General features: G+C 73.1%; 25 protein-coding genes and 1 pseudogene. 9 read left to right on the top strand and 17 right to left on the bottom strand.

The window, feature by feature from the left end; genetic code table 11:
- Positions 1–76: 76 nt before the first annotated feature.
- The 3 genes from ACF07N_RS01590 to ACF07N_RS01580 form a co-directional block, all read right to left on the bottom strand.
- Positions 77–493, bottom strand: coding sequence for a VOC family protein (locus ACF07N_RS01590; RefSeq protein ID WP_392106987.1), 417 nt, complete (start codon positions 491–493; stop codon positions 77–79).
- Positions 494–503: 10 nt separating this feature from the next.
- Complete coding sequence (locus tag ACF07N_RS01585; protein ID WP_392106984.1) at positions 504–950, bottom strand: helix-turn-helix transcriptional regulator; 447 nt, start codon at positions 948–950, stop codon at positions 504–506.
- A gap of 153 nt (positions 951–1,103) precedes the next feature.
- Positions 1,104–2,057 carry an ROK family protein gene (locus ACF07N_RS01580; RefSeq protein WP_383328889.1) on the bottom strand — a complete coding sequence of 318 codons (954 nt, stop codon included), beginning with the start codon at positions 2,055–2,057 and terminating at the stop codon, positions 1,104–1,106.
- Positions 2,058–2,280: 223 nt separating this feature from the next.
- Between ACF07N_RS01580 and ACF07N_RS01575 the strand changes: the two genes are divergently transcribed.
- Both ACF07N_RS01575 and ACF07N_RS01570 read left to right on the top strand, forming a co-directional pair.
- Positions 2,281–3,318, top strand: coding sequence for a LacI family DNA-binding transcriptional regulator (locus ACF07N_RS01575; RefSeq protein WP_392106981.1), 1,038 nt, complete (start codon positions 2,281–2,283; stop codon positions 3,316–3,318).
- A gap of 7 nt (positions 3,319–3,325) precedes the next feature.
- Positions 3,326–4,141, top strand: a complete 816-nt coding sequence (locus tag ACF07N_RS01570) for a hypothetical protein (RefSeq protein WP_392106978.1) — start codon at positions 3,326–3,328, stop codon at positions 4,139–4,141.
- On the opposite strand, the gene ACF07N_RS01565 is transcribed toward ACF07N_RS01570, so the two are convergent.
- Positions 4,087–6,084 (bottom strand): protein kinase, encoded by a 1,998-nt coding sequence (locus tag ACF07N_RS01565; RefSeq protein ID WP_392106975.1) that lies wholly within the window; start codon positions 6,082–6,084, stop codon positions 4,087–4,089. The genes ACF07N_RS01570 and ACF07N_RS01565 overlap by 55 nt on opposite strands.
- Before the next feature lie 135 nt (positions 6,085–6,219).
- Complete coding sequence (locus ACF07N_RS01560) at positions 6,220–7,521, bottom strand: DUF6986 family protein (RefSeq protein ID WP_392106972.1); 1,302 nt, start codon at positions 7,519–7,521, stop codon at positions 6,220–6,222.
- A 195-nt stretch (positions 7,522–7,716) separates the two neighbouring features.
- On the opposite strand from ACF07N_RS01560, the gene ACF07N_RS01555 reads away from it, so the two are divergent.
- Positions 7,717–8,625, top strand: coding sequence for an endonuclease/exonuclease/phosphatase family protein (locus tag ACF07N_RS01555; RefSeq protein WP_392106969.1), 909 nt, complete (start codon positions 7,717–7,719; stop codon positions 8,623–8,625).
- Positions 8,626–8,681: 56 nt separating this feature from the next.
- On the opposite strand, the gene ACF07N_RS01550 is transcribed toward ACF07N_RS01555, so the two are convergent.
- From ACF07N_RS01550 to ACF07N_RS01535, 4 genes are all read right to left on the bottom strand, one after another.
- Entirely contained in the window at positions 8,682–9,644 is a 963-nt protein-coding gene (locus ACF07N_RS01550; protein ID WP_383328870.1) for an electron transfer flavoprotein subunit alpha/FixB family protein, read from the bottom strand.
- A 55-nt stretch (positions 9,645–9,699) separates the two neighbouring features.
- Positions 9,700–10,488, bottom strand: coding sequence for an electron transfer flavoprotein subunit beta/FixA family protein (locus tag ACF07N_RS01545; protein ID WP_333929999.1), 789 nt, complete (start codon positions 10,486–10,488; stop codon positions 9,700–9,702).
- A gap of 219 nt (positions 10,489–10,707) precedes the next feature.
- Positions 10,708–11,199, bottom strand: a complete 492-nt coding sequence (locus ACF07N_RS01540) for a flavin reductase family protein (protein WP_392106965.1) — start codon at positions 11,197–11,199, stop codon at positions 10,708–10,710.
- Positions 11,200–11,282: 83 nt separating this feature from the next.
- Positions 11,283–11,696 carry a thioredoxin family protein gene (locus ACF07N_RS01535; RefSeq protein ID WP_383329466.1) on the bottom strand — a complete coding sequence of 138 codons (414 nt, stop codon included), beginning with the start codon at positions 11,694–11,696 and terminating at the stop codon, positions 11,283–11,285.
- 78 nt (positions 11,697–11,774) lie between these two features.
- Here ACF07N_RS01535 and ACF07N_RS01530 point away from each other — a divergent pair, with 78 nt between their 5' ends.
- Both ACF07N_RS01530 and ACF07N_RS01525 read left to right on the top strand, forming a co-directional pair.
- Positions 11,775–12,191: a DUF4395 domain-containing protein gene (locus ACF07N_RS01530; protein ID WP_392106962.1), complete on the top strand. Its 417-nt coding sequence runs from the start codon at positions 11,775–11,777 to the stop codon at positions 12,189–12,191.
- A gap of 188 nt (positions 12,192–12,379) precedes the next feature.
- On the top strand, positions 12,380–13,108 hold the full coding sequence (locus ACF07N_RS01525; protein WP_392106959.1) for a lysophospholipid acyltransferase family protein: 729 nt from the start codon (positions 12,380–12,382) through the stop codon (positions 13,106–13,108).
- A gap of 18 nt (positions 13,109–13,126) precedes the next feature.
- On the opposite strand, the gene ACF07N_RS01520 is transcribed toward ACF07N_RS01525, so the two are convergent.
- The 5 genes from ACF07N_RS01520 to ACF07N_RS01500 form a co-directional block, all read right to left on the bottom strand.
- Positions 13,127–13,828 (bottom strand): B3/4 domain-containing protein, encoded by a 702-nt coding sequence (locus ACF07N_RS01520; RefSeq protein WP_392106956.1) that lies wholly within the window; start codon positions 13,826–13,828, stop codon positions 13,127–13,129.
- A gap of 9 nt (positions 13,829–13,837) precedes the next feature.
- Positions 13,838–14,410: a transglutaminase domain-containing protein gene (locus tag ACF07N_RS01515; protein ID WP_392106953.1), complete on the bottom strand. Its 573-nt coding sequence runs from the start codon at positions 14,408–14,410 to the stop codon at positions 13,838–13,840.
- 396 nt (positions 14,411–14,806) lie between these two features.
- On the bottom strand, positions 14,807–15,877 hold the full coding sequence (locus tag ACF07N_RS01510; RefSeq protein WP_383329463.1) for a threonine aldolase family protein: 1,071 nt from the start codon (positions 15,875–15,877) through the stop codon (positions 14,807–14,809).
- Entirely contained in the window at positions 15,874–16,668 is a 795-nt protein-coding gene (locus ACF07N_RS01505; RefSeq protein ID WP_383328852.1) for an SDR family NAD(P)-dependent oxidoreductase, read from the bottom strand. The genes ACF07N_RS01510 and ACF07N_RS01505 overlap by 4 nt, the downstream gene beginning before the upstream one ends.
- Positions 16,665–18,062, bottom strand: coding sequence for a DUF6421 family protein (locus ACF07N_RS01500; protein ID WP_392106950.1), 1,398 nt, complete (start codon positions 18,060–18,062; stop codon positions 16,665–16,667). Before ACF07N_RS01500 ends, ACF07N_RS01505 begins: the two co-directional genes overlap by 4 nt.
- 250 nt (positions 18,063–18,312) lie before the next feature.
- Here ACF07N_RS01500 and ACF07N_RS01495 point away from each other — a divergent pair, with 250 nt between their 5' ends.
- Positions 18,313–18,996, top strand: coding sequence for a glycerophosphodiester phosphodiesterase (locus ACF07N_RS01495; RefSeq protein WP_392106947.1), 684 nt, complete (start codon positions 18,313–18,315; stop codon positions 18,994–18,996).
- Between the two features lie 3 nt (positions 18,997–18,999).
- Here the strand turns inward: ACF07N_RS01495 and ACF07N_RS01490 are convergent, their stop codons facing one another.
- Positions 19,000–19,539, bottom strand: coding sequence for a GNAT family N-acetyltransferase (locus tag ACF07N_RS01490; RefSeq protein ID WP_383328843.1), 540 nt, complete (start codon positions 19,537–19,539; stop codon positions 19,000–19,002).
- Between the two features lie 71 nt (positions 19,540–19,610).
- Between ACF07N_RS01490 and ACF07N_RS01485 the strand changes: the two genes are divergently transcribed.
- Together ACF07N_RS01485 and ACF07N_RS01480 are read left to right on the top strand one after the other, a co-directional pair.
- A complete protein-coding gene (locus ACF07N_RS01485; RefSeq protein WP_383328840.1) occupies positions 19,611–20,003 on the top strand; it encodes a VOC family protein in 393 nt (130 codons plus the stop codon).
- A 397-nt stretch (positions 20,004–20,400) separates the two neighbouring features.
- Positions 20,401–21,162, top strand: a pseudogene (locus tag ACF07N_RS01480) (VOC family protein).
- A gap of 37 nt (positions 21,163–21,199) precedes the next feature.
- Here ACF07N_RS01480 and ACF07N_RS01475 read toward each other — a convergent pair.
- Both ACF07N_RS01475 and ACF07N_RS01470 read right to left on the bottom strand, forming a co-directional pair.
- Positions 21,200–21,718 (bottom strand): MarR family winged helix-turn-helix transcriptional regulator, encoded by a 519-nt coding sequence (locus ACF07N_RS01475; protein WP_383329460.1) that lies wholly within the window; start codon positions 21,716–21,718, stop codon positions 21,200–21,202.
- A 404-nt stretch (positions 21,719–22,122) separates the two neighbouring features.
- Entirely contained in the window at positions 22,123–23,790 is a 1,668-nt protein-coding gene (locus ACF07N_RS01470; protein WP_392106943.1) for an FUSC family protein, read from the bottom strand.
- 150 nt (positions 23,791–23,940) lie between these two features.
- On the opposite strand from ACF07N_RS01470, the gene ACF07N_RS01465 reads away from it, so the two are divergent.
- Positions 23,941–24,501 carry a DUF5134 domain-containing protein gene (locus tag ACF07N_RS01465; RefSeq protein WP_392106940.1) on the top strand — a complete coding sequence of 187 codons (561 nt, stop codon included), beginning with the start codon at positions 23,941–23,943 and terminating at the stop codon, positions 24,499–24,501.
- Positions 24,502–24,578 lie beyond the last annotated feature (77 nt).

Here is a 24,578-nt window from a genome sequence, read left to right as displayed (position 1 = left end):
GCTGCCGCGCTCGGACGATCTCGTCCCCGCGCCGGACCCTCCCGGGTGCGGCGCGGGGGTCGGAACTGGTGGGCCGCTACTGGCCCTTGACCTGCTGGATGCGGACCATGTTGCCCGCGGGGTCGCGGAAGGCGCAGTCACGGACGCCGTAGGGCTGGTCGACCGGCTCCTGCACCACCTCGGCGTCGCCCGCCTGGAGCCGCTCGAAGACACCGTCGACGTCGGGGGTGGACAGCACGATGCCGGCGTAGGTGCCCTTGGCCATCATCTCGGTGACGGTGCGGCGCTCGTCGTCGGTGATGCCCGGGTCGGCGGCCGGCGGGTGCAGCACGATGCTGGTCCCGGGCTGGCCCACGGGCCCGACCGTGATCCAGCGCATGCCCTCGTAGCCGACGTCGTTCCGGACTTCGAAGCCGAGGGTGTCGCGGTAGAACGCCAGGGCGGCGTCCGGGTCGTCGTGCGGGAGGAAGCTGGCGTGAATGGTGAGGTCCATGGCCTTCACGCTAGTTTCGGCCCGCGGCGGGCGCTTCTCGATTCCTGATCGGTCTGGTGACCTGCTTGGCGACGCACGACGGGATCCCGGCGGTCGCGCGCGCCGCCTCCCGCCGGTAGGCGCTGGGGGGCATCCCGACCAGCTCGGTGAAGCGGGTACTGAAGGTGCCCAGCGAGGAGCAGCCGACCTCGAAGCACACCTCGGTGACGCTGAGGTCGCCGCGGCGCAGCAGCGCCATCGCACGCTCGATGCGCCGGGTCATGAGGTAGCTGTACGGCGACTCGCCGTACGCCTGACGGAACGCGCGGCTGAGATGCCCGGCCGACATGTGCACCCCCCGTGCCAGCGCCTCCACGTCCAGCGGCTGCGCGTACTCCCGGTCGATCCGGTCCTTGACCCGGCGCAACCGGGCGAGATCGCTCAGCCGCTGCGCCGCGGCGGGTCTGCTGCTGCTCACATGCGCGATCGTGCCACATCGGACGGACACACGGTCGATTTCCAGGACAGAGCCCGCGTCCGCCGGACACCGCCCCGCCACTGCTGCCCGAACGTGCCCGCCACCGCCGCCCGAACGTGCCCGCCACCGCTGCTTGAACGTTCCTGCCGGGTCTCAGACCCCCGCGGCCGCCGGGTCCGTCCGCCGGGTCAGGGCTGCCGCCGCCGCGCCCACGAGACCCGCGTCCGTGCCCATCTGGGCCGGCGCCACCGTGAGGTGCTGGACGAAGGAGAGGGTCGCGTAGGAGCGCAGAGCCGTGCGCAGGGGCGTGAAGAGGATGTCGCCCGCCTTGCCCACTCCCCCGCCGATGACGACGATGTCGATCTCCACGAGGGTCGCGGTGGCGGCGATCCCGGCGGCCAGGGCCTGGGCGGCGCGCTCGAAGGAGGCGACGGCGACCGGGTCGCCGGACCGGGCCGCCGCGGCCACCGCGGCGGCACTGGTGTCACCGTCCGGGCCGGGCCGCCAGCCGTTCTCCAGGGCGCGCCGGGCGATGTTGGGGCCGCTGGCGATGCGCTCCACACAGCCGTGCGAGCCGCACGGGCACAGGTCGCCGTCGAGGTCGACGCTGATGTGGCCGATGTGCCCGGCGTTGCCGGTGGGCCCCGGGTGCAGCCGTCCGCCGAGCACCAGGCCGCCGCCGACCCCCGTGGAGACCACCATGCACAGCGCGTTGTCGTGGCCGCGGGCGGCGCCCTGCCAGTGTTCGGCCGCCGTGATCGCCACACCGTCGCCGATCAGCTCCACGGGCAGGTCCCCGGCCGCGGCCCGGACCCGGGCGACCAGCGGGTAGTCCCGCCAGCCGGGCACGTTCACCGGGCTGACGGTGCCCGCCGAGGCGTCCACCGGCCCGGCGCTGCCGATCCCGACGGCCGTGGCCCGCTGCCACAGCGGTGACGCGGTGAGTTCCCCGAGCACCTGCTCGACCGCCCGCATCACGGTGTCGCCGTCCTCCCGGGCGGGCGTCGGCCGCTGGGCGCGTGCCAGGATCCGGCCGTGGCCGTCCACCAGGGCGCCGGCGATCTTGGTGCCGCCGATGTCGAGCGCGGCCACGAGGTCGGTGTGCATCAGTGTCGGATCTCCCCGTCAACCATGAGAAAAAACGCCGTGAAAAGCCATCGGGCTGGGCAAACCGCGGACCGGTCCCGCGGCGGTGCGTGGGACCGGAGATTGCGGTGGACAGTCTCTCCCGAGCCTGACAACGTTGTCCAGGCTCTATGCTCGACGCCACATCCTCATACAAACCCAGGACCGACGCATCCCCGTGGACGACAGGACAGGACACCGCACCGTGCCCCAGACCCACCTCCGATCCGCAACGCGCTACGGCAACCGTCCCACGATGAAGGACGTGGCCGCCCGTGCCGGGGTCGGCCTCAAGACGGTCTCGCGGGTCGTGAACGGGGAGCCGGGGGTCACGCCGGAGACGGAGCGGCGGGTCCAGGAGGCGATCGACGCCCTCGGTTTCCGCCGCAACGACAGCGCGCGGGTGCTGCGCAAGGGACGCACGGCGAGCATCGGCCTGGTCCTGGAGGACCTCGCGGACCCGTTCTACGGACCGCTGAGCCGGTCGGTCGAGGAGGTGGCCCGCGCGCACGGCGCCCTGCTGATCAACGGCTCCAGCGCGGAGGACCCGGAGCGTGAGCAGGAGCTGGTGCTGGCCCTGTGCGCGCGCCGGGTGGACGGTCTGGTGGTGATCCCGGCCGGGGACGACCACCGGTACCTGGAGCCGGAGCTGAAGGCGGGCGTGGCGACGGTGTTCGTGGACCGGCCGGCCGGGCACATCGACGCCGACGTGGTGCTGTCGGACAACTTCGGCGGCGCCCGCGACGGCGTGGCCCACCTGATCGCGCACGGGCACCGCCGGATCGGCTTCATCGGCGACATGCCCCGCATCCACACGGCCGCCGAGCGGCTGCGCGGCTACCGGGCCGCGATGGAGGACGCGGGGATACCGGTGGCGGACTCCTGGATGTCCCTCGGTGTCACCGGCCCCGAGCGGGTGCGCAGGGCCGCCGAGGAGATGCTGACGGGTCCGGACCCGGTCACCGCGATCTTCACGGGCAACAACCGGGTGACGGTCACCGTGATCCGGGTGCTCGCCGAGCAGACCCGGCGGGTCGCCCTCGTCGGCTTCGACGACATCGAGCTGGCCGACCTGCTGCAGCCGGGCGTCACCGTCGTCGCGCAGGACGCGGCGGACCTCGGGCGCACCGCGGCGGAACGTCTCTTCCGGCAGCTGGACGGCGGTCCGGCCACCCCCGAGCGCATCGAGCTGCCGACCCGGCTGATCACCCGCGGCTCGGGCGAGATCCCTCCGGCGGACTGAGCGGCCCATGACACACCCCGCGGAACGGACGCTGCGAGCCCTGGGCCTGGCCGAGGCGCCGCGCGAACACCCCCTGCTGTATCCGGGCGCCTGGCCCGCCGACTCGGGGATCCTCCACGGGGACCTCTTCCTGCCGCCCGGGCGCCTGGTGCACGCCGACCGCACGCCGGTCCTCGCCATCGGCTCCAACGCCTCCCCCGGCCAGTTGCGGCACAAGATGCGGGAGTTCGGGATCGGCACGCCCCTGCCGATGGTGAAGGCCCGGGTGACCGGCGTCGACGCCGGTGTCTCCGCGCACGTGAGCCGCATGGGGTACGTGTCGGCCTCCCCGATCGGCGCCCCGGACACCGTGCGGGAGTTGTTCGTGCTCTGGCTCGACGCCGAGCAGCTCGCGGTGATCGACGCGAGCGAGGGCGCGCCGGTGCCGGGCGGCAACTTCGACCGGGCCTGGCTGCCCGCACCCGACGTGCGGATCGACCTGGCGGACGGCACTCGGCTGCCCGGGGCGTACGCGTACGTCAACCGCCACGGCGTCCTGCACGACGGCACCGGCGCGCCGCGCACCCACCCCGGCCAGCGGGAACTGCTCACCGAACTGCTTGTCGCGCTGCCCCGGCTGCGGGAGCTGTTCGGTGTCGTCCCCGAGGAGTTCTGCTCGCGGGCCCGCGCCGACCGGCGGCTGTGCGAGCGGGGCACGCGGCTGTTCGCCGAGGAGAAGCTGGTCACGGCCTCCGGTCTGGAGCGGTACGTGGCAGGGCCGGCGTGCCGTCAGCAGAGCGGGAGCCCGGGGACGGGCCCGTCGTTGTCACCGCCCTTGACGTAGACGTCGCTGACCCAGACGTCCGTGTTGCCGCTGTCGTCGTCGGTCTTCGCCCACCAGACGTTGGTCCACTCTCCGTAGGTCTCGCGGCGGCCCAGGTTCTGCTGGCAGTAGAAGTAGTTGGTGCCGGCGTTGAGGATGCCGACCTTGGTGCCGGAGGCGGTGTAGGAGTCGGCGGTCTTCCAGACCTGGCAGTTGTACTTGCCGCCGCCGATCGCGTGGCAGGCCGGGGCGGGGGTGCTCGTGCCGCCGCCGCTCGTGCCGCCGCTGGTCGTGCCGCCTTCGGTGCCGCCGCCCGAGGTGCCCGTGGACGTGCCGCCGCTCGTGCCGCCCCCGGAGGACTTGGCGGGGGCCGAGGTGGAGGGCCGGGCGGACGGCTCGGCATCCTTCCCGTCCGCGGGCTTCGCGGACGGGTCCGCGTCCTTGTCCTTGTCCTTGTCCTTGCGCTGTTCGTCGCCCTGCTGGGTGGGCCTCGGCGCGTTCGATCCGTCGTCGGTGCGGCCGGGCTCGGAGGCCGCGGCGCCCGCGGCACCGGTCCGTGCGTCCGGCGCGGTGCCGTCGCCGTCCCCGAGCAGGGCGACGGTGGTGCCGGCGGCGGCGAGGACGACGGTGACGGCCGCGGCGGCGAGGAGAGCCCGTGTCTTCGCGCGGCGGGGGCCCTGCGGTCCGGTGTGCTGCGGGCCGGTCGGGGCGCCGCCGCCCGCGTCGGCCGGGCCGAAGCCCTGCGGGCCGGGGACCGAGCCGTGCGGCTCCGTGCCGTGCGCCCCGGGCGCCTGCGCGCCGGGCCCCGCGGCGGCCGGGAGGCCGGCGCTCGCGGCCCGCGCTCCGGTGCCCGGGTCGGCGGCGTTCGCGCCCTGCGGTCCGCTTCCCGGCCCGCCCTGGCCCGTGTCACCCGCCCCGGCCGCCCCGAAGGCCGCGGCCGGGCCGAAGCCGGGCGTGACCTCCCGCGGTCCGGCGGCCTCCTGCGCCCGCGGGAACTGCTGCGGCGGTCCGAAGCCCGGGGGCACTGACGGCACACTGCGTTCCGTCTCCGGGCGCGGCAGCGGGGCCGCCGGGCCGCGCAGAGCCGAGGTCGGCGTGTCGGTGCCGCTCGAATCCGCCACCGCCTGGAGCAGGTCCCGGGCCTGGCCGGCCTCGGGGCGGGCCTCGGGACGCTTGTCCATCAGGCGCTGCAGGACCGGGGCGAGCGGACCGGCGCGGCGGGGCTCCGGCAGTGGCTCGGTGACGATCGCGGTGAGCGTGGAGAACGTGGAGGTGCGGCGGAAGGGCGAGGCGCCCTCGACGGCCGCGTACAGCGTGGCGCCCAGGGCCCAGATGTCGGAGGCGGGGCCCGGATCGGCGCCCTGGGCCCGCTCGGGGGCCAGGTAGTCGAGGGAGCCGACGAGTTCGCCGCTGCGGGTGAGGTGCGTGGCCGAGCCGTCGCCCGGGTCGTCCATGGTGGCGATGCCGAAGTCCGTCAGGACGACCCGGCCCGAGCGGTCGAGCAGGATGTTGCCTGGCTTCACGTCCCGGTGCAGGACGCCCACCCGGTGCGCCGCGGCCAGCGCCTCCATGACCTTGGCGCCGATCCCGGCGGCCTCCCGCGGGTCCAGCGTGCCGCGGTCGCGCAGGACGTCGTCCAGCGACGGCCCGTCGACCAGCTCCATCACGATGAGCGGGCGTCCGTCGACCTCGGTGATGTCGTGCACGGCGATGACGCCTGGGTGGCGGACCCGGGCCGCCGCGCGCGCCTCGCGCTGCATCCGCAGCTGGAGACCGGCCAGTTCGGGACCGGCGGCGTCGGTGTAGGTGCGCAGTTCCTTGACGGCGACCTCACGTCCCAGGACCTCGTCGACCGCCTTCCAGACGACGCCCATGCCGCCGCGCCCCAGCTGGGCCGTGACGCGGTACCTGCCCGCCAGCAGCCGGCCGGTCCCGTCCGCCTGCCCGTACTCCCCCGTCGACACCGCTGCCCCGTTCCCGTGACCCCACCGGATCCGCTCACCCGCCTGTACGTGGCGTACAGACTACGGGGCGGCGGTGACGGCGGCAGCCCCTGGTGAGCGCTGTGACAGGGCCGGTACGTGCCGCCGGGCGCGTCCTCAGGCGGACGCCGTCAGATCACCGCGCCGGGGCGAGGCGAAGCTCTCCAGGTCGGCTCGCGTCAGGCCGGTGAGCCGGGCGACCTCGCCGATGTCGAGGGCGCCGCAGTCCAGGCCGCGCAGCAGGTAGCCGGCGAGGGCCTTGGCGGTGGCGGGTTCGTCCATGACGTCGCCGGCGGTGCGGTTGGCGTAGCGGGCGAGGCGGCCGGCCGCCTGCTCGAAACCCTCGCGGTAGAAGGCGAAGACGGCCGCGTACCGGGTCGGGATGTGGCCGGGGTGCATGTCCCAGCCCTGGTAGTAGGCGCGGGCCAGGGCGCGGCGGGTGAGGCCGTAGTGCAGGCGCCAGGCGGCGTGGACCTTCTCGGTGGGGCCGACGGGCAGGACGTTGGTGGAGCCGTCCGAGACGCGGACGCCGGTGCCGGCCGCGGCGACCTGCATGACGGCCTTGGCGTGGTCGGCCGCGGGGTGGTCGCTCGCCTGGTGGGCGGCGGAGACGCCGAGGCAGGCGCTGTAGTCGAAGGTGCCGTAGTGCAGGCCGGTGGCGCGGCCCTCGGCGGCCTGGATCATGCGGGCGACGGTGGCGGTGCCGTCGGCGGCGAGGATGGACTGGCTGGTCTCGATCTGGATCTCGAAGCCGATCCGGCCGGGCTCCAGGCCGTGTGCCTTCTCGAAGGCGTCCAGCAGGCGTGCCATGGCGGTGACCTGCTCGGCGTAGGTCACCTTCGGCAGCGTGAGGACCAGTCCGGCGGGCAGGCCGCCGGCCTCCATCAGGCCGGTGAGGAAGATGTCGAGGGTGCGGATACCCCGGGCGCGGACGGGCGCTTCCATGCACTTCATGCGGATGCCCATGTAAGGGGCCGCGGTGCCCTCGGCGTACGCCTCGGCGATGATCCGGGCGGCACGGGCAGCGGCCTCGTCCTCCTCGGTGTCGGGCCGGTTGCCGTAGCCGTCCTCGAAGTCGACGCGCAGGTCCTCGACGGGCTCGCGCTCCAGCTTGGCGCGCACCCGGGCGTGGACGGGCCCGGCGAGCTCCTCGGGCAGGCCGAGGACGGCGGCGAAGGAGGCGGCGTCCGGGGCGTGTTCGTCCAGGACGGCGAGGGCCCGGTCGCCCCAGGAGCGGACGGTGTCGGCGGCGAAGACGTCGCCGGGCACGTAGACGGTGTGGACGGGCTGGCGGGTGCCGGGATCTCCGGGGTAGCGGCGCTCCAGTTCGGCGTCGACCGGGGCGAGGGAGGCGCTGATCTCCTCGCTGACGGCGCCCGCGAGGCTCGTCGCCACCTTCTCCTGCTGGCCGTGACCCATTCCGACACCCTCCTGTTTTTCCGCTTTACGGAATCAACAATCCGTAGAGCGAAGTTATCGGCCGACCTTCGGCCTGGTCAACACCGTCTTGACGTCGGATCGCCCATCCTTCCCCCTCGATCGCCGCGGACCCGCCCTCATCTTCCGTATGCACGAGGCAAGCTTCATCCTGACGTGCAAGGGGAGGGAGATCAGGTGCCCAACGAGGCCGCAGTGACGCGCCGCCACGGGATCAAGGCGGCGGCGGCCGCCGCCGTCGCGGGACCGCTGCTCACCACCGCGGGGCCCACCCGGTCCGCCGCCACCGCGGGCGAGCAGGCGGGCGCCCTGAACGTGATGACGTTCAACGTGCGCTTCGGGACCGTCGTCGACGACACACCGCCCTGGTCCGTGCGCCGGCCGGTGATGCGGGAGCTGCTGCGCCGCGAGCGACCGCACGTCATCGGCACCCAGGAAGGGCTCTACCGGCAGGTGCGCGCGATCCGGTCGGACCTGGGCGAGCACTACGACTGGATCGGCGTCGGACGAGGGGGCGGCAGCAAGGACGAGTTCATGGCGGTCTTCTTCGACACACGCCGGCTCGAACCGGTCGCGTTCGACCACTTCTGGCTGTCCGGCACCCCGTACACGATCGCCTCGAACACCTGGGGCGCGGACTGGCTGCGCATGGTCACCTGGGTCCGCTTCGCCGATCTCGCCGACGGGGGACGGGAGTTCCACGTGCTCAACACCCACCTGGACAGCGTCAGCCAGTACGCCCGGGAACGGTCCGCCGAACTCATCGGCGAGACGATCGCCGGGTGGGACCGGTCGTTGCCGGTCGTCGTCACCGGCGACTTCAACGCGGCCGCCCACGACAACCGCGTGTACGACCTCATGCTGAACATCGGGCTGGTGGACACCTGGGACACGGCGGCCTCGCGGGGTCCGGCGTACGGGACGCATCACGGCTACCGGCAGCCCAGGCCCGGCGGACGGCGCATCGACTGGATCCTCACCAGCCCCGGAGTGACCACGCACTGGGCCCGGATGAACACCTTCAGCAGGGACGGGACGTACCCGAGCGACCATCTGCCGGTGCAGGCCTCGATGACCCTGGGATGACGCGAGGCCCCCGTGACCGCGCTCGGTCACGGGGGCCTCGGTGCGGCCGGTCCCGATCAGCCCTTGCGGGCCTTGATCTCCTCGGTCAGGGCGGGGACGACGTCGAAGAGGTCGCCGACGACGCCGTAGTCGACGAGGTCGAAGATCGGGGCCTCGGCGTCCTTGTTGATCGCCACGATCGTCTTCGAGGTCTGCATGCCGGCGCGGTGCTGGATCGCGCCGGAGATGCCGGAGGCGATGTACAGCTGCGGCGACACGCTCTTGCCGGTCTGTCCGACCTGGTTGGTGTGCGGGTACCAGCCGGCGTCCACCGCGGCGCGCGAGGCACCGACGGCCGCGCCGAGGGAGTCGGCGAGGGCCTCGATGATCGCGAAGTTCTCCGCGCCGTTGACGCCACGGCCGCCGGAGACCACGATCGCGGCCTCGGTCAGCTCCGGGCGGCCCGTGGACTCACGCGGGGTGCGGCCGGTGACCTTGGTGCCGGTGGCCTGCGCGGAGAAGGACACGTTCAGCGCCTCGACCGTGCCGGCGGCCGGGGCGGCCTCCACGGCGGCGCTGTTGGGCTTGACCGTGATGACCGGGGTGCCCTTGGAGACACGGGACTTGGTGGTGAAGGACGCGGCGAACACCGACTGGGTGGCCACCGGGCCCTCGTCGCCGGCCTCCAGGTCGACGGCGTCGGTGATGATGCCGGAGCCGAGGCGCAGCGCCAGGCGGGCGGCGATCTCCTTGCCCTCGGCGGAGGACGGGACCAGCACGGCGGCCGGGGAGACGGCCTCGTGCGCGGCCTGGAGGGCGTCGACCTTCGGTACGACCAGGTAGTCGGCGTACTCGGCGGCCTCGTGGGTGAGGACCTTGACCGCGCCGTGCTCGGCGAGGGCGGCGGCGGTGTCGGCGGCGCCGTTGCCCAGGGCGACGGCGACGGGCTCGCCGATGCGGCGGGCGAGGGTCAGCAGCTCCAGCGTGGGCTTGCGGACGGCACCGTCCACGTGGTCGACGTAGACGAGAACTTCAGCCATGGGACTTCTTCTCTCCTGCTTGCGAAAGATGAGGGGCGGTCAGCGGATGCGGGGCTCAGATGAACTTCTGGCCCGCGAGGAACTCAGCGAGCTGCTTGCCGCCCTCGCCCTCGTCCTTGACGATCGTGCCCGCGGTACGGGCCGGACGCTCGGCCGCGCCGTCGACGACCGTGTAGGCGCCCTCCAGGCCGACCTCCTCGGCCTCGATGTCGAGGTCGGACAGGTCCCAGGACTCCACCGGCTTCTTCTTGGCCGCCATGATGCCCTTGAAGGACGGGTAGCGCGCTTCGCCCGACTGGTCGGTCACGGAGACGACCGCCGGCAGGGAGGCCTCCAGGCTCTCGGAGGCGGCGTCGCCGTCGCGGCGGCCCTTGACCGTGCCGTCCTCGACCGAGACCTCGGAGAGCAGGGTGACCTGCGGGACGCCCAGGCGCTCGGCGAGCAGTGCCGGGACGACGCCCATGGTGCCGTCGGTGGAGGCCATGCCGGAGATGACCAGGTCGTAGCCGGCCTTCTCGATCGCCTTGGCCAGGATCAGGGAGGTGCCGATGGCGTCGGTGCCGTGGATGTCGTCGTCCTCGACGTGGATGGCCTTGTCGGCGCCCATGGACAGCGCCTTGCGCAGGGCGTCCTTGGCGTCCTCGGGACCCACCGTCAGGACGGTGATCTCCACGTCGTCGTCGGAGTTCTCGGAGATCTGCAGCGCCTGCTCGACCGCGTACTCGTCGAGCTCGGAGAGCAGACCGTCCACGTCGTCCCGGTCGACGGTCAGGTCATCGGCGAAGTGCCGGTCGCCAGTGGCGTCGGGCACGTACTTCACAGTGACAACGATCCTCAAGCTCACGCCGGCTCTCCTACTGCATCGTCATTTCTCGGCTGCCTCTTGCAGGCAGCATAGGCGCCTCAAGCGGCCGATCCCGGTCGGGGCCACCCACGCTCCGAGCGAAATATTACTCGCCAGTACACAGAGTTCGTTCCCGCTAAGCAAGCGCTTTGAACTGTGACCTTCGCAACGCAGCGTAACCGGAACTGGACCGTCACGCAGCCCGGGGCCGGAGCCGGTTCAGTCGCCCAGGCGCTGGAAACGTCCCTGGTGGTAGAGGAGGGGACGGCCGGTGCCGGTGGAGTCGCCGTGGACGACCTCGGCGATGACGATGCGGTGGTCGCCGGCCGGGACGCGCGCCACCACGCGGCCCACCAGCCAGGCCAGGACGCCGTCCAGCACGGGCACCCCCTCGGGCCCCTCCCGCCACGCGGTGGGCCCGCCGAAGCGGTCGGCTCCGCTGCGCGCGAAGGTGGCGGCGAGTTCCTGCTGGTGCTCGCCGAGGACATGGACGCCGACGTGATCGGCCTCGGCTATCGCCGGCCAGCTGGACGCGCCGGTGCCGACGCCGAAGGAGAGCAGCGGCGGCTCGGCGGAGACGGAGGTGAGGGAGGTGGCGGTGAAGCCCACCGGACCGTCTTCGCCACGGGCGGTGATGACGGCGACGCCCGCGGCGTGCCGCCGGAAGACCGAGCGCAGGAGGTCGCTCGTGGTGATCAGGTCCGCAGGCATGGGGTCAGGCTGACGATAAATGGTCGGCGCAGTCAAGTCGGTTCCCTGATGTGGGAGGTGGCTCACGGACGGGGTCGACTCCCTCACACGGCCTCCCCCAGCGCGGCGATCACGTCCGCCTTACGCGGCTGCCCCGTGGCCCGCCGCACCACCCGGCCGCCGGCGTCCAGGACGAGCACGGTCGGCGTCTTGAGGATGTCCAGCCGCCGCACCAGGTCCAGGTGCGCCTCCGCGTCGATCTCGACGTGGGTCACGCCCGGGACCAGTTCCGCGACCTCGCCGAGGACCCGCCGGGTCGCCCGGCAGGGCGCGCAGAACGCGCTGGAGAACTGCACGAGCGTGGCCCGCTCGCCGAGCTCCGCGCCCAGGTCCGCCGCGCCCAGCCGTACGCCCTCGTCCCGCCCGCGCACCCGCACTCTCCCGCTCCGCCGCTTGTGCAGCACTCCGAAGGCGCTCGCCGCCGCGAGCACCACCACGCACACCACCAGTCCGGTCATCACCTGCTGCAAGCGTTCACGAGACCGCAAAGATTCCCGGCCCCGCGACGGCGCAGCGCTGCGGAATGCTTGGTTCCCATGGACATCGATGCGAGAGGGCCGCGCTTCGGCGCGGCCGTGACGACCGTCGTGCTGGCGGTCGTGCTGGTCACCGGGAGCGGGTGGCTGCTGGCGTGGCAGACGCTGGCGTTCCTGCTGGGTGCGGCGGGCGGGGTGCGCCGGTCGCCGTACGGGCTGCTGTTCGCCCACGCCGTACGACCGCGACTCGGGCCGCCGACGGCGTTCGAGGCGCCCGAGCCGCCGCGCTTCGCCCAAGCGGTCGGGCTGCTCTTCGCCGGGCTCGGGCTCGTGGGCTACACCCTGGGTCCGGACTGGCTCGGGCTCGCGGCGACCGGCGCGGCCCTCGCCGCGGCGTTCCTGAATGCGGCGTTCGGGTACTGCCTGGGTTGCGAGTTGTACCTGCTCGCGCGCCGCGCGACGGTGCGCGTGGAGTAATGCGGACGTAAAAGCACGAGGTGGGGGTGCGATGGCGACGTGACGAGAATCTCTCCGCCCACGGGCACGAGGACTGGCTACCCGGCCGTTCTTGGGGCACCATCTGCGACAAGCCGTAAACCTACGGCTGCGTAACTTGTCCGCTGGGAATCCCTTCCCAGGCTGAGCAGGAAGGGTCCGAACCGCCCATGGCAGAGCTCGTCTACCGTCCCGTCGTCGGTTTCGCCCGCACGCTGTTCAAGGTGTGGGACCTCAAGATCGACTGTCAGGGTTCGGAGAACATCCCGCGCTCGGGCGGCGCCGTACTGGTGAGCAACCACATCAGCTACCTGGACTTCGTCTTCAACGGGCTGGCGGCGCTGCCGCAGAAGCGTCTCGTGCGCTTCATGGCGAAGGAGTCCGTCTTCCGGCACCGGATCTCGGGCCCGCTGATGCGCGGGATGAAGCACATCCCCGTGGACCGCGCCCAGGGCGAGGCCGCCTACGCGCACGCCCTGGACTCGCTGCGGTCCGGCGAGATCGTCGGGGTCTTCCCGGAGGCGACGATCTCGCAGTCGTTCACGCTGAAGAGCTTCAAGTCGGGCGCCGCGCGTCTGGCGCAGGAGGCCGGCGTCCCGCTGATCCCGATGGCGGTGTGGGGTACGCAGCGGCTGTGGACCAAGGGCCACCCGCGCAACTTCAAGCGCAGCCACACCCCCATCACCATCCGGGTGGGCGAGGCGATCGAGGCCTCCCGCGACAAGTACGCGGGGGCGATCACGCGTCAGCTGCGCGAGCGCGTCCAGGAACTGCTGGAGGCCGCCCAGCGCGCCTACCCCGTACGCCCCAAGGGCCCGGACGACACCTGGTGGATGCCGGCCCACCTCGGCGGCACCGCCCCGACGCCGGAGCAGGTGCGGGCGGCCGAGGCGCTCTGACGCCCGGGTCTGCGCCGCTCAGGCGGCGGACCATGGAGCGTGTACGTCGACCTCGGCGCCGGGGCTGAACTTCTCCAGCAGCCCGGCGAGCTCGGCCGCCGCCGCCTCGACCTCGGCCACCGGCATCGGCGCCATGCTCTCCAGCAGGAAGATGCCGGAAGCGGTCCGCTCGGTGAGCCGGGTGCGCGGCCCCTGCCGCCAGTTCCAGCGGCGGCAGGTCACGCCCGCGTCGTCGCGCCACACCACCTCGCCCGCGTCGGGGTGCTCGACGGTCTCCTCTCCCCCGGCGACGGTGACGAAGTCCTCCTCGCCCGTGGCCCGCACCAGCCGCATGCCGCCCTGGACGCGGTCGAGGTCCTCGCCGCCGACGGGGATCAGATGGGCGACGCTGACGGCGTTGTAGAGGTCGACGAGCAGGTTGCTGCGGGGCAGTCCGGCGTCCGTCAGGGCCCGCCTGGCCAGGGCCTCCGCGGAGTTGCGGGTGCGGGACGGCTTCGAGCCGAAGGCGGTGTAGACCTCGCGCCAGGCCGCCATGTGCGGGTCCTCGTGCGGGGCGCGGCCGTCCAGCCGGGCCGCGAGCCGGCGGGCGGCATCGTCCAGCAGCTCCGCACTGGCGTCGGTGCTCGGCCCGTTGACCAGGCCGTGGGCCTCGATCGCTACATGGGTGAAACCGGGCGCGAGCGCGCGGACGTCGTCGGACACGGTGAGTGTGAGCGTCATGGTCGGGCCTCAGAGTGCGGTGGGGAGCGTCTGCCAGAGGTGCGGCCGGTCGGGTGCCGCGCGCAGGGCGTCCAGCACGACCGGGTGCGGTGCAGCATACAGGACTGGGTAGTCCAGTTCATTGGACGCAGGGTCGGGTACGAAGGCCAGCCGCTCGCCGTCGAGGGAGAACTGCGCGTCGACGCCCGGCTTGTTTCCGCGGGGGTCCTGCCGGTGCCAGGCTCCGTTGAACCGCACGGCGACCAGTCCGTGCACCACGTCGAACCTCTGGTAGCACAGCGCGGTCGGGATGTCCTCGGCCCGCAGCAGCGCGGCCAGGGCGTGCGCCTTGGCGTAGCAGATGCCGGTGCGCTGCTCCAGTACGTCGGAGGCCCGCCACGTGACGCGGAGGTCGCCGGAGTCCTGGGAATGCGCGATGGCGTCCCGCACGAACTCGAAGGCCACCCTCGCATACTCATACGAGTCCGCCACTCCCTCGGCGAGCCGCGCCGCCGTGTCGCGCACGCGCGGGTGGCGGTGGTCGATCACCTCGTCGGCGGCCAAGTAGGCGGAGAGGTCCGGGTTTTCCTGGATCAGCTGCATGCGGGCAGAGCGTAGGGAGTGAGACGAGGCACGTCAATCAATTTACACTCATTTGCATATCTATGCGGTGACCGCGAGAACGGCTCACCACTGCCGCAAGCCTCGCCGGTCTGGTCTCGGGTCCACGGAACGGTGAGAAGGAGGGGAAACATGAGGTGGCGTCCGTGAGCGCGGGGGCTTCCGTGGCCACCGTGCGGTTCCGGGCGCCCGAGGGCACCACGGTCGGCGCCCTGCCGGAGGGCCGGTGCCGGACGGCGGAGGACGACGGCACGTCCCCCGCCACCCCCTACTACTGCCGGACGCCGATCCACCTGCACGACAAGGCGTCCTGCACCTTCGAGATACCGCTGCGGATCGACCGGGTGGTGCGCGGGGCGCACACCTCCGGAGAGGGCCTCAGCGGGCCATCTCCTCCTTCAGCGCCGCGAGGAACGCGTCCACGTCCTCCTCGGTGGTGTCGAAGGCGCACATCCAGCGGACGTCGCCCGCGGCCTCGTCCCAGAAGTAGAAGCGGAAGCGCTTCTGGAGACGCTCGCTCACGTCGTGGGGCAGGCGGGCGAAGACCGCGTTGGCCTGCACGGGGTAGAGGATCTCCACCCCGTGCACGGACCGCACGCCCTCGGCGAGACGCTGGGCCATCTCGTTGGCGTGCCGGGCGTTGCGCAGCCACAGGTCCCGGGCGAGCAGGGCCTCCAGCTGCACCGACACGAACCGCATCTTCGAGGCGAGCTGCATGGACAGCTTGCGCAGGTGCTTCATGTGGCTGACGGCGTCCTGGTTGAGGACGACGACGGCCTCGCCGAAGAGGGCGCCGTTCTTCGTGCCGCCCAGGGAGAGGATGTCGACGCCGGCGACCTCCGTGAGCGTCCGCATCGGGACGTTCAGGGTGGCGGCGGCGTTCGCCAGCCGGGACCCGTCCAGGTGCACCTTCATGCCGTGCGCGTGGGCGTGCTCGCACAGCGCCCGTATCTCGTCCGGCGTGTAGACCGTGCCCAGTTCGGTGGCCTGGGTGATCGACACGACCTGCGGCATCGCCCGGTGCTCGTCGTCCCAGCCGTAGGCCTGCCGGTCGATCAGCTCCGGCGTGAGCTTGCCGTCGGGTGTCGGGACGGTGAGCAGCTTGAGCCCGCCGACCCGCTCGGGCGCGCCGCACTCGTCGACGTTGATGTGCGCGCTCTCGGCGCAGATCACCGCGCCCCAGCGGTCGGTGACCGCCTGGAGCGCGACGACGTTGGCGCCGGTGCCGTTGAAGACCGGGAACGCCTCGGCCGTGGCCCCGAAGTGGCTGCGGACGACGCGCTGCAGGTTCTCGGTGTAGTCGTCCTCTCCGTAGGCGACCTGGTGCCCGCCGTTGGCCAGGGCCAGGGCGGCGAGCACCTCCGGGTGGGCGCCGGCGTAGTTGTCGCTGGCGAAACCGCGGACGTCGGGGTCGTGGTGGCGGCGGGCGTCGGTCTTCGGCGGGTTCACGGCTTCTCGGTGAGCCACAGACGTTTTCCGTTCACTTCGGCGGCGGGCTTGTCCCAGACCTCGGTGATGGCCTCGGCCAGATCCTTGACGTCGGTGAAGCCCGCGAACTTCGCGTTGGGGCGGTCGGCGCGCATCGCGTCGTGCACCAGTGCCTTCACCACCAGGATCGCAGCCGCCGAGGTCGGGCCCTCGGGGCCCCCGGCCTTGCGGAAGTAGTCGGCCATGGCGAGCGTCCACGCCTCCGCTGCCGCCTTGCCCGCGGCGTAGGCGGCGTTGCCCGCGGTGGGCTTGGTCGCGCCGGCGGCGCTGATCAGCACGTACCGGCCGCGGTCGCTGCGCTGCAGCGCCTCGTGGAAGGCGAGCGAGGTGTGCTGCACGGTGCGCACCAGCAGCATCTCCAGGAAGTCCCAGTCGTCCAGGCTGGTCCTGGTGAAGGTCTCGCTGCCGCGCCAGCCGCCGACGAGGTGGACCAGGCCGTCGACCCGGCCGAAGTCCTTCTCGATGCGGCCGGCCCAGTCGCGGGTGGCCTGCAGGTCGAGCAGGTCGACCGTGTCGCCGGTGACGGTGGCGCCGCCGGTCGCGTAGCTCGCCGCGTCCACCGCCTCCGCCAGCCGCTCCGGGTCGTTGTCCGAGCCGATGACGGTCGCTCCCGCCTCGGCCAGCCTGAGCAGCGCCGCCCGGCCCGCCGGCCCGCCCGCACCGGCCACCGCGATCACCGCACCGCTGAGCGCCCCGTTCCCCGCCATCCTCTTCGCCTCCTGAGCAGTGTTCTCGGTACGCCGATCGCTCATGCGGCGATCCGCTCGGCGCCGTCCGCCGTGATGCCCTTGGTGGAGGCGATCACGTTCTTCAGCTTCTTGGACAGTGCCTCATAGAACATGCTCAGCGGAAACTCGTCCGGAAGCACGTCATCGACGAGCTTGCGCGGCGGCTGCGTCAGGTCCAGGGCGTCCGGACCCTTGGCCCACTTGGAGCCCGGGTGCGGGGAGAGGTACGTGGAGACGAGCTCGTACCCGGCGAACCAGTGGACCAGCTTGGGCCGGTCGATGCCGTCGCGGTACAGCTGCTCGATCTCGCCGCACAGCTGGTTGGTGACCTGCGGGGCGCGCTCCCAGTCGAGGGAGAGCTTGTTGTCGGTCCAGCGGACGACGTCGTGCTTGTGCAGGTACGCGAAGAGGAGCTGGCCGCCGAGACCGTCGTAGTTGCGCACGCGCTCGCCGGTGACCGGGAAGCGGAACATGCGGTCGAACAGGACCGCGACCTGGACGTCACGGGCCTGCGGTACGCCCTCGCCGGCCAGCTTGACCGCCTCCTTGAAGGCGGTGAGGTCGCAGCGCAGCTCCTCCAGGCCGTACATCCAGAACGGCTGGCGTTGCTTGATCATGAACGGGTCGAACGGCAGGTCGCCGTGGCTGTGGGTGCGGTCGTGGACCATGTCCCACAGGACGAACGCCTCCTCGCAGCGCTTCTGGTCGTGGACCATCGCGGCGACGTCCTCGGGCAGTTCCAGGCCCAGGATGTCGACGGCGGCGTCCGTGACGCGGCGGAAGCGGGCGGCCTCACGGTCGCAGAAGATGCCGCCCCAGGTGAACCGCTCCGGCGCCTCGCGCACGGCGATGGTCTCCGGGAACAGCACGGCCGAGTTGGTGTCGTAGCCGGACGTGAAGTCCTCGAACTTGATGCCGCAGAACAGCGGGTTGTCGTAGCGGGTGCGCTCCAGTTCGGCCAGCCAGTCCGGCCAGACCATGCGCAGCACGACCGCTTCGAGGTTGCGGTCGGGGTTGCCGTTCTGCGTGTACATCGGGAAGACGACCAGGTGCTGCAGACCGTCCCGGCGGTCGCGCGCCGGCTGGAAGGCGAGCAGCGAGTCGAGGAAGTCGGGCACCTGGAAGCCGCTGTCGGCCCAGCGGGTCAGGTCCTTGGCCAGGGCCTCGTGGTACGCACGGTCGTGCGGGAGCAGCGGGGAGAGCTCCAGGACGGCGTCGGCGACCTGCCGGACCGCGAGCTCGGCGTCGGCCGGGTCGGGCGCGCCCTCGGCGTCGAAGTCGATCGACCCGTCCTTGGACTGCCATGGCCGGATCCGCTCCACGGCATCCTTGAGCACGGGCCATGCCGGGTGCTCCACCACCCTGGCCACGGGAGGAACCCCGCCCTCCGAACCCACCTGCACAAGAATTTCCGTCATGTCCCATCCTCCACGGGAGAATCTCACGTGCGCCGACCGTATACACACGAGGTTCCTCCCAGCAAGGGCCACCTCAGGAAATTATCCTGCCTCACCCGGGCCTTCACCGCACTTTTTCCTGCCGGTCACGCTTATGCCCAGCTGTGCGCCGGCCATGCCCTCGCCCTGCGCAGGGGGCGGGCCCGGGCGATACGGTCGGGTGGGCCCTCGAGGCCCTCACTGCCGCCTGTCGACGGAAGAGAGTAGTGTCGTGAACTTCCTCACCATCGGTCACCGCGGAGTCATGGGTGTGGAACCCGAGAACACCCTCAGGTCCTTCGTCGCCGCCCAGGAGGCCGGGCTCGACGCCATCGAGCTGGACCTGCACCTGAGCAAGGACGGCGCGCTGGTCGTCATGCACGACACGGACGTGGACCGCACGACCGACGGCAGCGGGCCGATCGCCGGGAAGACCCTCGCCGAGCTGCGGGCGCTGGACGCGGGGCGGGGTGAGCGGGTGCCGGTCTTCGAGGAGGTCCTGGAGGCCGTCCAGGCGCCGCTGCAGGCCGAGATCAAGGACGTGCAGGCGGCGCGGGCCCTGGCGCGGGTGATGAACGAGCGGGGGCTGGCGGGGCGGGTCGAGGTCTCCTCGTTCCACGACGCGGCGATCACCGAGATCAAGCCACTGGTGCCGGGGGTGCGCACCGCGCTGATCGCCAGCCGTTACGGCACGGACGTCGTCGACCGCGCCGTCGCGGCCGGCGCCGAGACCGTCTGCCTGAACATCCGCCGGCTCACCCTGGAGATCGTGGAGCGCGCCCGTGAGGCCGACCTGAGGATCATCGGCTGGGTGGTGAACACGCAGGACCATCTGCGTCTGGTCCGGGCGTTCGGGCTGGACGGCGCGACCACCGACCACCCGGACATCAAGCGCACGGGCCGCTTCACGGCCTGACGGCTAGCCGAGCTCCTTGACCAGCAGCTCGAACCGCAGGTCGTCGCGGAGCGGGATGCCGAAGCGCTCGTCGCCGTACGGGAAGGGGGTCATCCGGCCCGTGCGGCGGTAGCCGCGGCGCTCGTACCAGGCGATGAGGTCGTCCCGGACGGAGATCACGGTCATGTGCATCTCCGTCACGCCCCAGTCCGCGCGGGCCTGCCGCTCCGCCTCCGCGATGACGACCTTGCCGAGGCCCGCGCCCTGGAGTGCGGGGCTGACCGAGAACATCCCGAAGTAGGCGTGGTCGCCCCGGTGCTCCAGCTGGCAGCAGGCGACGATGCGCCCCTCCCGCTCCACGGTCAGCAGCCGGCTGTCCGGCGCCTTGATGACGGCCCGCACCCCCTCCGGGTCGGTCCGCTGCCCCTCCAGGATGTCCGCCTCGGTGGTCCACCCGGCCCGGCTGGCCTCGCCCCGGTACGCCGACTCGATCAGCGTGACCAGGTCGTCCACGTCAGCGTCGGTGGCGTCGCGGAAGGTCAGTCCGGTGGCGAGGGTGTCCATGGGCGTACGTCTCCGTGTCTGGGCGCGGCTCGGGCAGGGACGAGCGTAACCCTGCGACTAGGCTCCGGTGCATGGTGCATGTACTGAGCAGCCGGATCCTGCTCCGCCCCACCGACCCGGAGAAGTCGCGGGCCTTTTACGGGGAACAGCTCGGGCTCGCCGTCTACCGGGAGTTCGGCACGGGGCCCGAGCGCGGCACGGTCTACTTCCTGGGCGGCGGCTTCCTTGAGCTCTCGGGACGGTCCGGGACTCCACCGGCGCCCGCCGTGCGGCTGTGGCTCCAGGTGGACGACGTGACGGCGGCGCACGACGAGCTGCTGGCGAAGGGCGTGGAGATCGTGCGGCCGCCGGTGAAGGAGCCCTGGGGGCTGGTCGAGATGTGGATCGCGGACCCGGACGGCACGCCGATCGTGCTGGTGGAGGTCCCGGCCGACCACCCGATCCGCTACCGGCCCGGCATCTGAGGCCGCCCGGGGCGGGGCGGCCGGGGCCGCCGCCCCGGATGGCGCACCCGGCCCCGGCCGGTGCGGGCCGCTTTCGCTGAAGCCCGCGCCGGTGGGCAGGGTCCCACGGCGGGCGGTGTCTCAGGCCCGTGCCGGCCTCGGCGGGGTCGAGGACCTGGCCGCCGACGTCGGCGAGGCGAGACGAGACGGGGCGATCAGGACGATCCCGGTGTCCGACGTGCCGGAAGCCCCCCGTTCGCACAGGCCAGGGTGTCCGGCCGGTCGCGGGGAGCCGGAGGCCGCCTGGTGGTGGGGGCGGTCGGGGGGCCGCGCGGCACACCGGTGGGTTTTCCCGGATGGCCGGGGGCACCGGCGGCGGCTTAGCGTGCTGCGGGGGGTTCCCTGCGGAAGGAACGCCATGAAGCTCGACGCACCGGTGACGGGCGGGCCCTGCTGGACGGAGCTGGGCACCAGCGACCTGGAGGCCGCGCGGCGGTTCTACACGCGGCTGTTCGGCTGGCGGCCCGGGACGGACCCGCGTCAGGAGGCGGGCGGTCACACCGTCGCGCACCTCGGCGAGGACGCGGTGGCCGGGCTGGCCCCGCTGTACGAGCCCGCGCAGCCGGTCGGCTGGAACGTGTCGTTCGCGGTGTCCGACGCGGACGCCGCGGCCCGTGCGGTGGCGGACGCGGGCGGGGAGGTGCTGCTCGGCCCCACGGACGTGTCCGGCACGGGCCGTTCCGTGGTGGCCGCCGATCCGGGCGGTGCCGTGTTCCGGCTGTGGCAGGCGGGGACCTTCCCGGGCGCCGGGCTGTTCAACGCCCCGGGCGCGCTCGGCTGAGTCGAGCTGTTCACACGGGATCCCGAGCAGGCCGTGGCCTTCTACACGCGGGTGTTCGGGTGGACCGTCGCCGCCGGGGAGCGCTACACGCAGTGGGGCGTCGGCGGGGCCGACTTCGGCGGCATGGTGACGATGGACGAGAAGTTCCCGCCGGAGGTGCCGGCGCACTGGCTGCCGTACTTCGCCGTGGCGGACGTGGACGCCACGACCGCCGTCGTACAGCGGCACGGCACCGTCCTGATGGTGCCGACGTCGGTGCCCGACGGGCCGCGCATCGCGGTGCTGCGGGATCCGCAGGGGGCGATGTTCGGCGTGTACCGGGCCGGCGACGGGTTCTGATCCGGCGGTGCGGGCGAGCCTCCGGGGGCCCGTCGTCTCACCTGCTCAGCGCGCCCAGCCTGCCCTCCAGCTGGGCGAGCAACTCCCCCAGGAGCGCCGACAGTTCCCCCTGCTCGGGGCCGTCCAGACCGGACAGGACGGCGGTCTCGTAGGCGAGCTGGGCCGGCAGGATGCCGTCGACGAGGTCCCGGCCGGCGTCGGTGAGGCGCAGATGGGCGACCCGGCGGTCCCGCGTGTCGCCGCGGCGTTCCACCAGGCCGCGCTCGGTGAGCTGCTTGAGGCGCTTGGTGACGGCGGCACCCGAGGAGAAGGTCTCCCGTGCCAGCTCCCCGGGCGTCAGCTCGTGCCCGGTGCGGCGGAGCGCGCCGAGGAGGTCGAACTCGGGACGGCTGAGCCCGGCCCGGCGCAGCGGGGCGTCCTCGGCCTGCTGGAGCAGGGCGGCGCAGCGGTTGATGCGCCCGATGATCTCCATCGGGCCCGTGTCCAGGCCGGGGTGCACGGCTTTCCACTGCCGCACGACGGAGGCGACGGTGTCGGCCCGCCGCGCACCGGACACCCCGGCTTCGAGGCCCGGCGTCCCGCTGTCCGGGCCGTCCCCGTCACCGCGGCCGGGATGCACGTCGGCCGCGTCCCCGCCGTCCCGGGGGGAGCCGTCGCCCCCCGATCCTGGCCGGGGCCGGGAGCCCTCACCGGCGTGCCCGCGCGCTACGGGGCCTTCGCCGGCGTCGCCTCCCACCGCGAAGGTCCCGCCCGCACCCATGCCCGAGCCCGTATCCGTACCCGTGTCCCCCATGGACGCCCCCGCCGTTCCCTCCGCGGGGCCGGTCCCGCCGGACGCCCGTTCGTCCGTGCGGTCGCCCGCAGTCGTCCCCGCCTGCCGGTGCTCCCGGGACCGCGCTCCCCCGGTCACCGGTGGCTGGGCCGGGCCGGGACCCGTGGGGGATGGTCCTTCCGTCGGCGTCATGGCCGTGCGTCCTCCGTCTCCGTGTCGGGACCGCGGTCCGGGAGCAGCCCCTGGCGTCGTGCCGTAGCGGCGAGCGTACGGTGTCCGGACTGCTCGGCGAGCACGACCCGCTCCTGGGGCAGGGCCCGCTGCCACCATTCCCCGGCCGCGGCGTCGGCGGTGGCCCGGAGATCGGCCAGGGCGACGGCGAGCCGGCGGCGGGCGGATTCCAGGGCGGCCGCCTCGGGGTGCGGCTCCGCCAGCAGCCGCGCCGCGTGCTCGCGGGCCCGGTCCGCGGCCGTCAGCGCGTGCTCCACCCGGTCACCCGCCCGCCGGTCGGTGACGGCCACCGCGGCGACGAAGCCGACCAGCGCCCCGACGACGGTGTCCACGACCCGCTCGGTCATCAGCTCGCCGGGATTCTGCCGTCCGGCGAACTCCGTGATGAGCAGGGCCATGGGCGTCACACACACGCTGCCGAGCCAGTAGTTCCGGCTGATCAGCGCCTCCGCGCCGAAGCTGAACGCGACGCAGCACAGGACGAGGGCCGCCTTGCCGAGGTGGGCGAGCGGCACGACGGCCGCGAAGACGAGCACGCCGACGACGTTGCCCACGACCCGCTGGACGGCCCGGCTCCAGGTCAGGGCGATGTTCGCCTGGTAGAGCGAGGCGGCCGTGACCACCGCCCAGTACGGGCGGCCGATGCCGAGCGCGAGGGAGGCGTAGCCGGCGAGTGCGCAGCCCAGCGCGGTGCGGGCGGCGAGCGGGGTCAGCGGGCCGAGCCGGGCCCACAGCGAGCGGGCCGGTTCCACGCCGAGCAGTTCGTCCGCGGCCGCCGGCGGCAGAGCGGCCCGCGGGACGGGCCCGGTGGAGCGCAGCGAACGCGCCCACCCGCGCAGCAGGGTGCCGTCGGCGTCCGCCGGAGCGGCGAGGGCGACCTCGGCCCGCACCACGAGCCGTTCCAACGCGCGTCGGGTCCGGGACGGCGCGCGGGTGGACAGCAGTGACTGCCAGGCGGCCTGTACGGCGGCGTACCCGGCGGCACGGGCCCGCACGTGCCCCTCTCCCTCGCCCCCGGTGTCGGCGTACGTGGCGGCGGCCCGCAGGGCGCTCGCGGTGGCGCGGCGCTCCGGGCCGTGCGGGCGCAGGAGCGCGGGTGCCATGCAGACCAGCCAGGCCCAGGCACCGGTGGCGGCCGCGAGGGCCAGGTGGCCGGGAACGCGGTCGAGGGTCTGCGGCACGAACAGCGAGGCCGAGCTGACGAAGGTCAGGACGACGTTGCCGGGCGGACCCACCCGGGTCGCGTCGCACAGCACCTTCTGCGCGGCGGCGAGCAGCGCCCCGACGGTGACCAGGACGACGGCGCTGCCGGTCAGGGAGGCCGTGACCAGGGCGGCAGCGAGGCCGCCGAGCATGCCGAGCACCACCCACAGCAGGGCCACGGCCCGGGCGGCGTAGGGCCGGTTGTGGGTGTACAGCGCGCACAGCGACCCGGCCATGGCGTACATCGCGAGGTCCAGCCGGCCGAGCGCGAGCAGGGTGAGGCTGGGCGGGGCGATGGCCGCGACGACGCTCAGCGCGGGCTTGAACCAGATGTCCGAGGGCCGGCCGAGGCGCAGCACGCCGGCCAGCGGGAGGCGCCGGGCCGGCGGGGTGGAGGCGGGAGTGGGGGGCGCACTGCTCATGGAACACAAGGTTAGCAGGTGTTTTACTCGTAAATTACAGCCTCTGATCTGCGGTGCTCCTCCCCACGCTCCCCGTGTACTCCCTTGCGCTCGCGTGCGCGCCGCGTCGCCCGGGCATCGAATGACCGACTGTCGAGCGGGGAGGTGCGCGTGCACGGACCGGCTTCGTCCGGCTGGCTGCTGGTGGCGCTCTGCGCGGTGACCGGCGCCTACTGCCTGGTGCGGATGCGCAGCGGCACCGGGGAGCAGCGGCGCGCCGCGGGCGGCGAGGCGCTGATGGGTTTCGGGATGGCCGCGATGGCGGTGCCCGCGGCGGTGTTCACGCCTCCGCCGTGGGCCTGGCCGGTGTACGCGGCCGTGTTCGGCGCGGCGGGCGTGCACGCGCTGTGGGCGGCGCGGTCCGGCGCCCACCACCTCCACCACCTGGTGGGGGCCGGCGCGATGGTCTACATGTCCGTCGTCATGGCGGCCTCCCCCGCTCATGGGCACGGCCGGGACGGATCGGACGTCCCGCTGCTGACGGGGGCGCTGCTGCTGTACTTCGCCGGGTACGTGCTGCTGGGCGGCGTCCGGCTGGTGCCGGTGGCGGCGCTGGCCGGAAGCGGGACCGGGGGCGGTGACGCCGGCGGCTGGGGCGACCGCCCCGAACTGGCACGGGCCTGCCGGCTGGCCATGGGGATCGCGATGGTGGCGATGCTGCTGACCCTGTGAGGCCGGAGCACCGACACGACGACGTCCCGGACGCGGTCGCCGAGGGTGCGGTGGTGCGGCACGTCCCACGGGGACCG

The sequence above is a fragment of the Streptomyces sp. NPDC015242 genome (genome assembly GCF_043079125.1).
Lineage (GTDB): Bacteria > Actinomycetota > Actinomycetes > Streptomycetales > Streptomycetaceae > Streptomyces.
The sequence above is the reverse complement of the archived record's forward strand: the minus strand, read 5'-3'. Positions and strand labels throughout refer to the sequence as shown.

Bases quoted from the DNA above. Each gene is read 5' to 3' on its own strand.
- ACF07N_RS01590 (WP_392106987.1), bottom strand. From the start codon at position 493: ATGGACCTCACCATTCACGCCAGCTTCCTCCCGCACGACGACCCGGAC.
- ACF07N_RS01580 (WP_383328889.1), bottom strand. From the start codon at position 2,057: ATGCACACCGACCTCGTGGCCGCGCTCGACATCGGCGGCACCAAGATC.
- ACF07N_RS01570 (WP_392106978.1), top strand. From the start codon at position 3,326: ATGACACACCCCGCGGAACGGACGCTGCGAGCCCTGGGCCTGGCCGAG.
- ACF07N_RS01560 (WP_392106972.1), bottom strand. From the start codon at position 7,521: ATGGGTCACGGCCAGCAGGAGAAGGTGGCGACGAGCCTCGCGGGCGCC.
- ACF07N_RS01550 (WP_383328870.1), bottom strand. From the start codon at position 9,644: ATGGCTGAAGTTCTCGTCTACGTCGACCACGTGGACGGTGCCGTCCGC.
- ACF07N_RS01540 (WP_392106965.1), bottom strand. From the start codon at position 11,199: ATGCCTGCGGACCTGATCACCACGAGCGACCTCCTGCGCTCGGTCTTC.
- ACF07N_RS01535 (WP_383329466.1), bottom strand. From the start codon at position 11,696: ATGACCGGACTGGTGGTGTGCGTGGTGGTGCTCGCGGCGGCGAGCGCC.
- ACF07N_RS01530 (WP_392106962.1), top strand. From the start codon at position 11,775: ATGGACATCGATGCGAGAGGGCCGCGCTTCGGCGCGGCCGTGACGACC.
- ACF07N_RS01525 (WP_392106959.1), top strand. From the start codon at position 12,380: ATGGCAGAGCTCGTCTACCGTCCCGTCGTCGGTTTCGCCCGCACGCTG.
- ACF07N_RS01520 (WP_392106956.1), bottom strand. From the start codon at position 13,828: ATGACGCTCACACTCACCGTGTCCGACGACGTCCGCGCGCTCGCGCCC.
- ACF07N_RS01515 (WP_392106953.1), bottom strand. From the start codon at position 14,410: ATGCAGCTGATCCAGGAAAACCCGGACCTCTCCGCCTACTTGGCCGCC.
- ACF07N_RS01505 (WP_383328852.1), bottom strand. From the start codon at position 16,668: ATGAGCGATCGGCGTACCGAGAACACTGCTCAGGAGGCGAAGAGGATG.
- ACF07N_RS01500 (WP_392106950.1), bottom strand. From the start codon at position 18,062: ATGACGGAAATTCTTGTGCAGGTGGGTTCGGAGGGCGGGGTTCCTCCC.
- ACF07N_RS01490 (WP_383328843.1), bottom strand. From the start codon at position 19,539: ATGGACACCCTCGCCACCGGACTGACCTTCCGCGACGCCACCGACGCT.
- ACF07N_RS01485 (WP_383328840.1), top strand. From the start codon at position 19,611: ATGGTGCATGTACTGAGCAGCCGGATCCTGCTCCGCCCCACCGACCCG.
- ACF07N_RS01470 (WP_392106943.1), bottom strand. From the start codon at position 23,790: ATGAGCAGTGCGCCCCCCACTCCCGCCTCCACCCCGCCGGCCCGGCGC.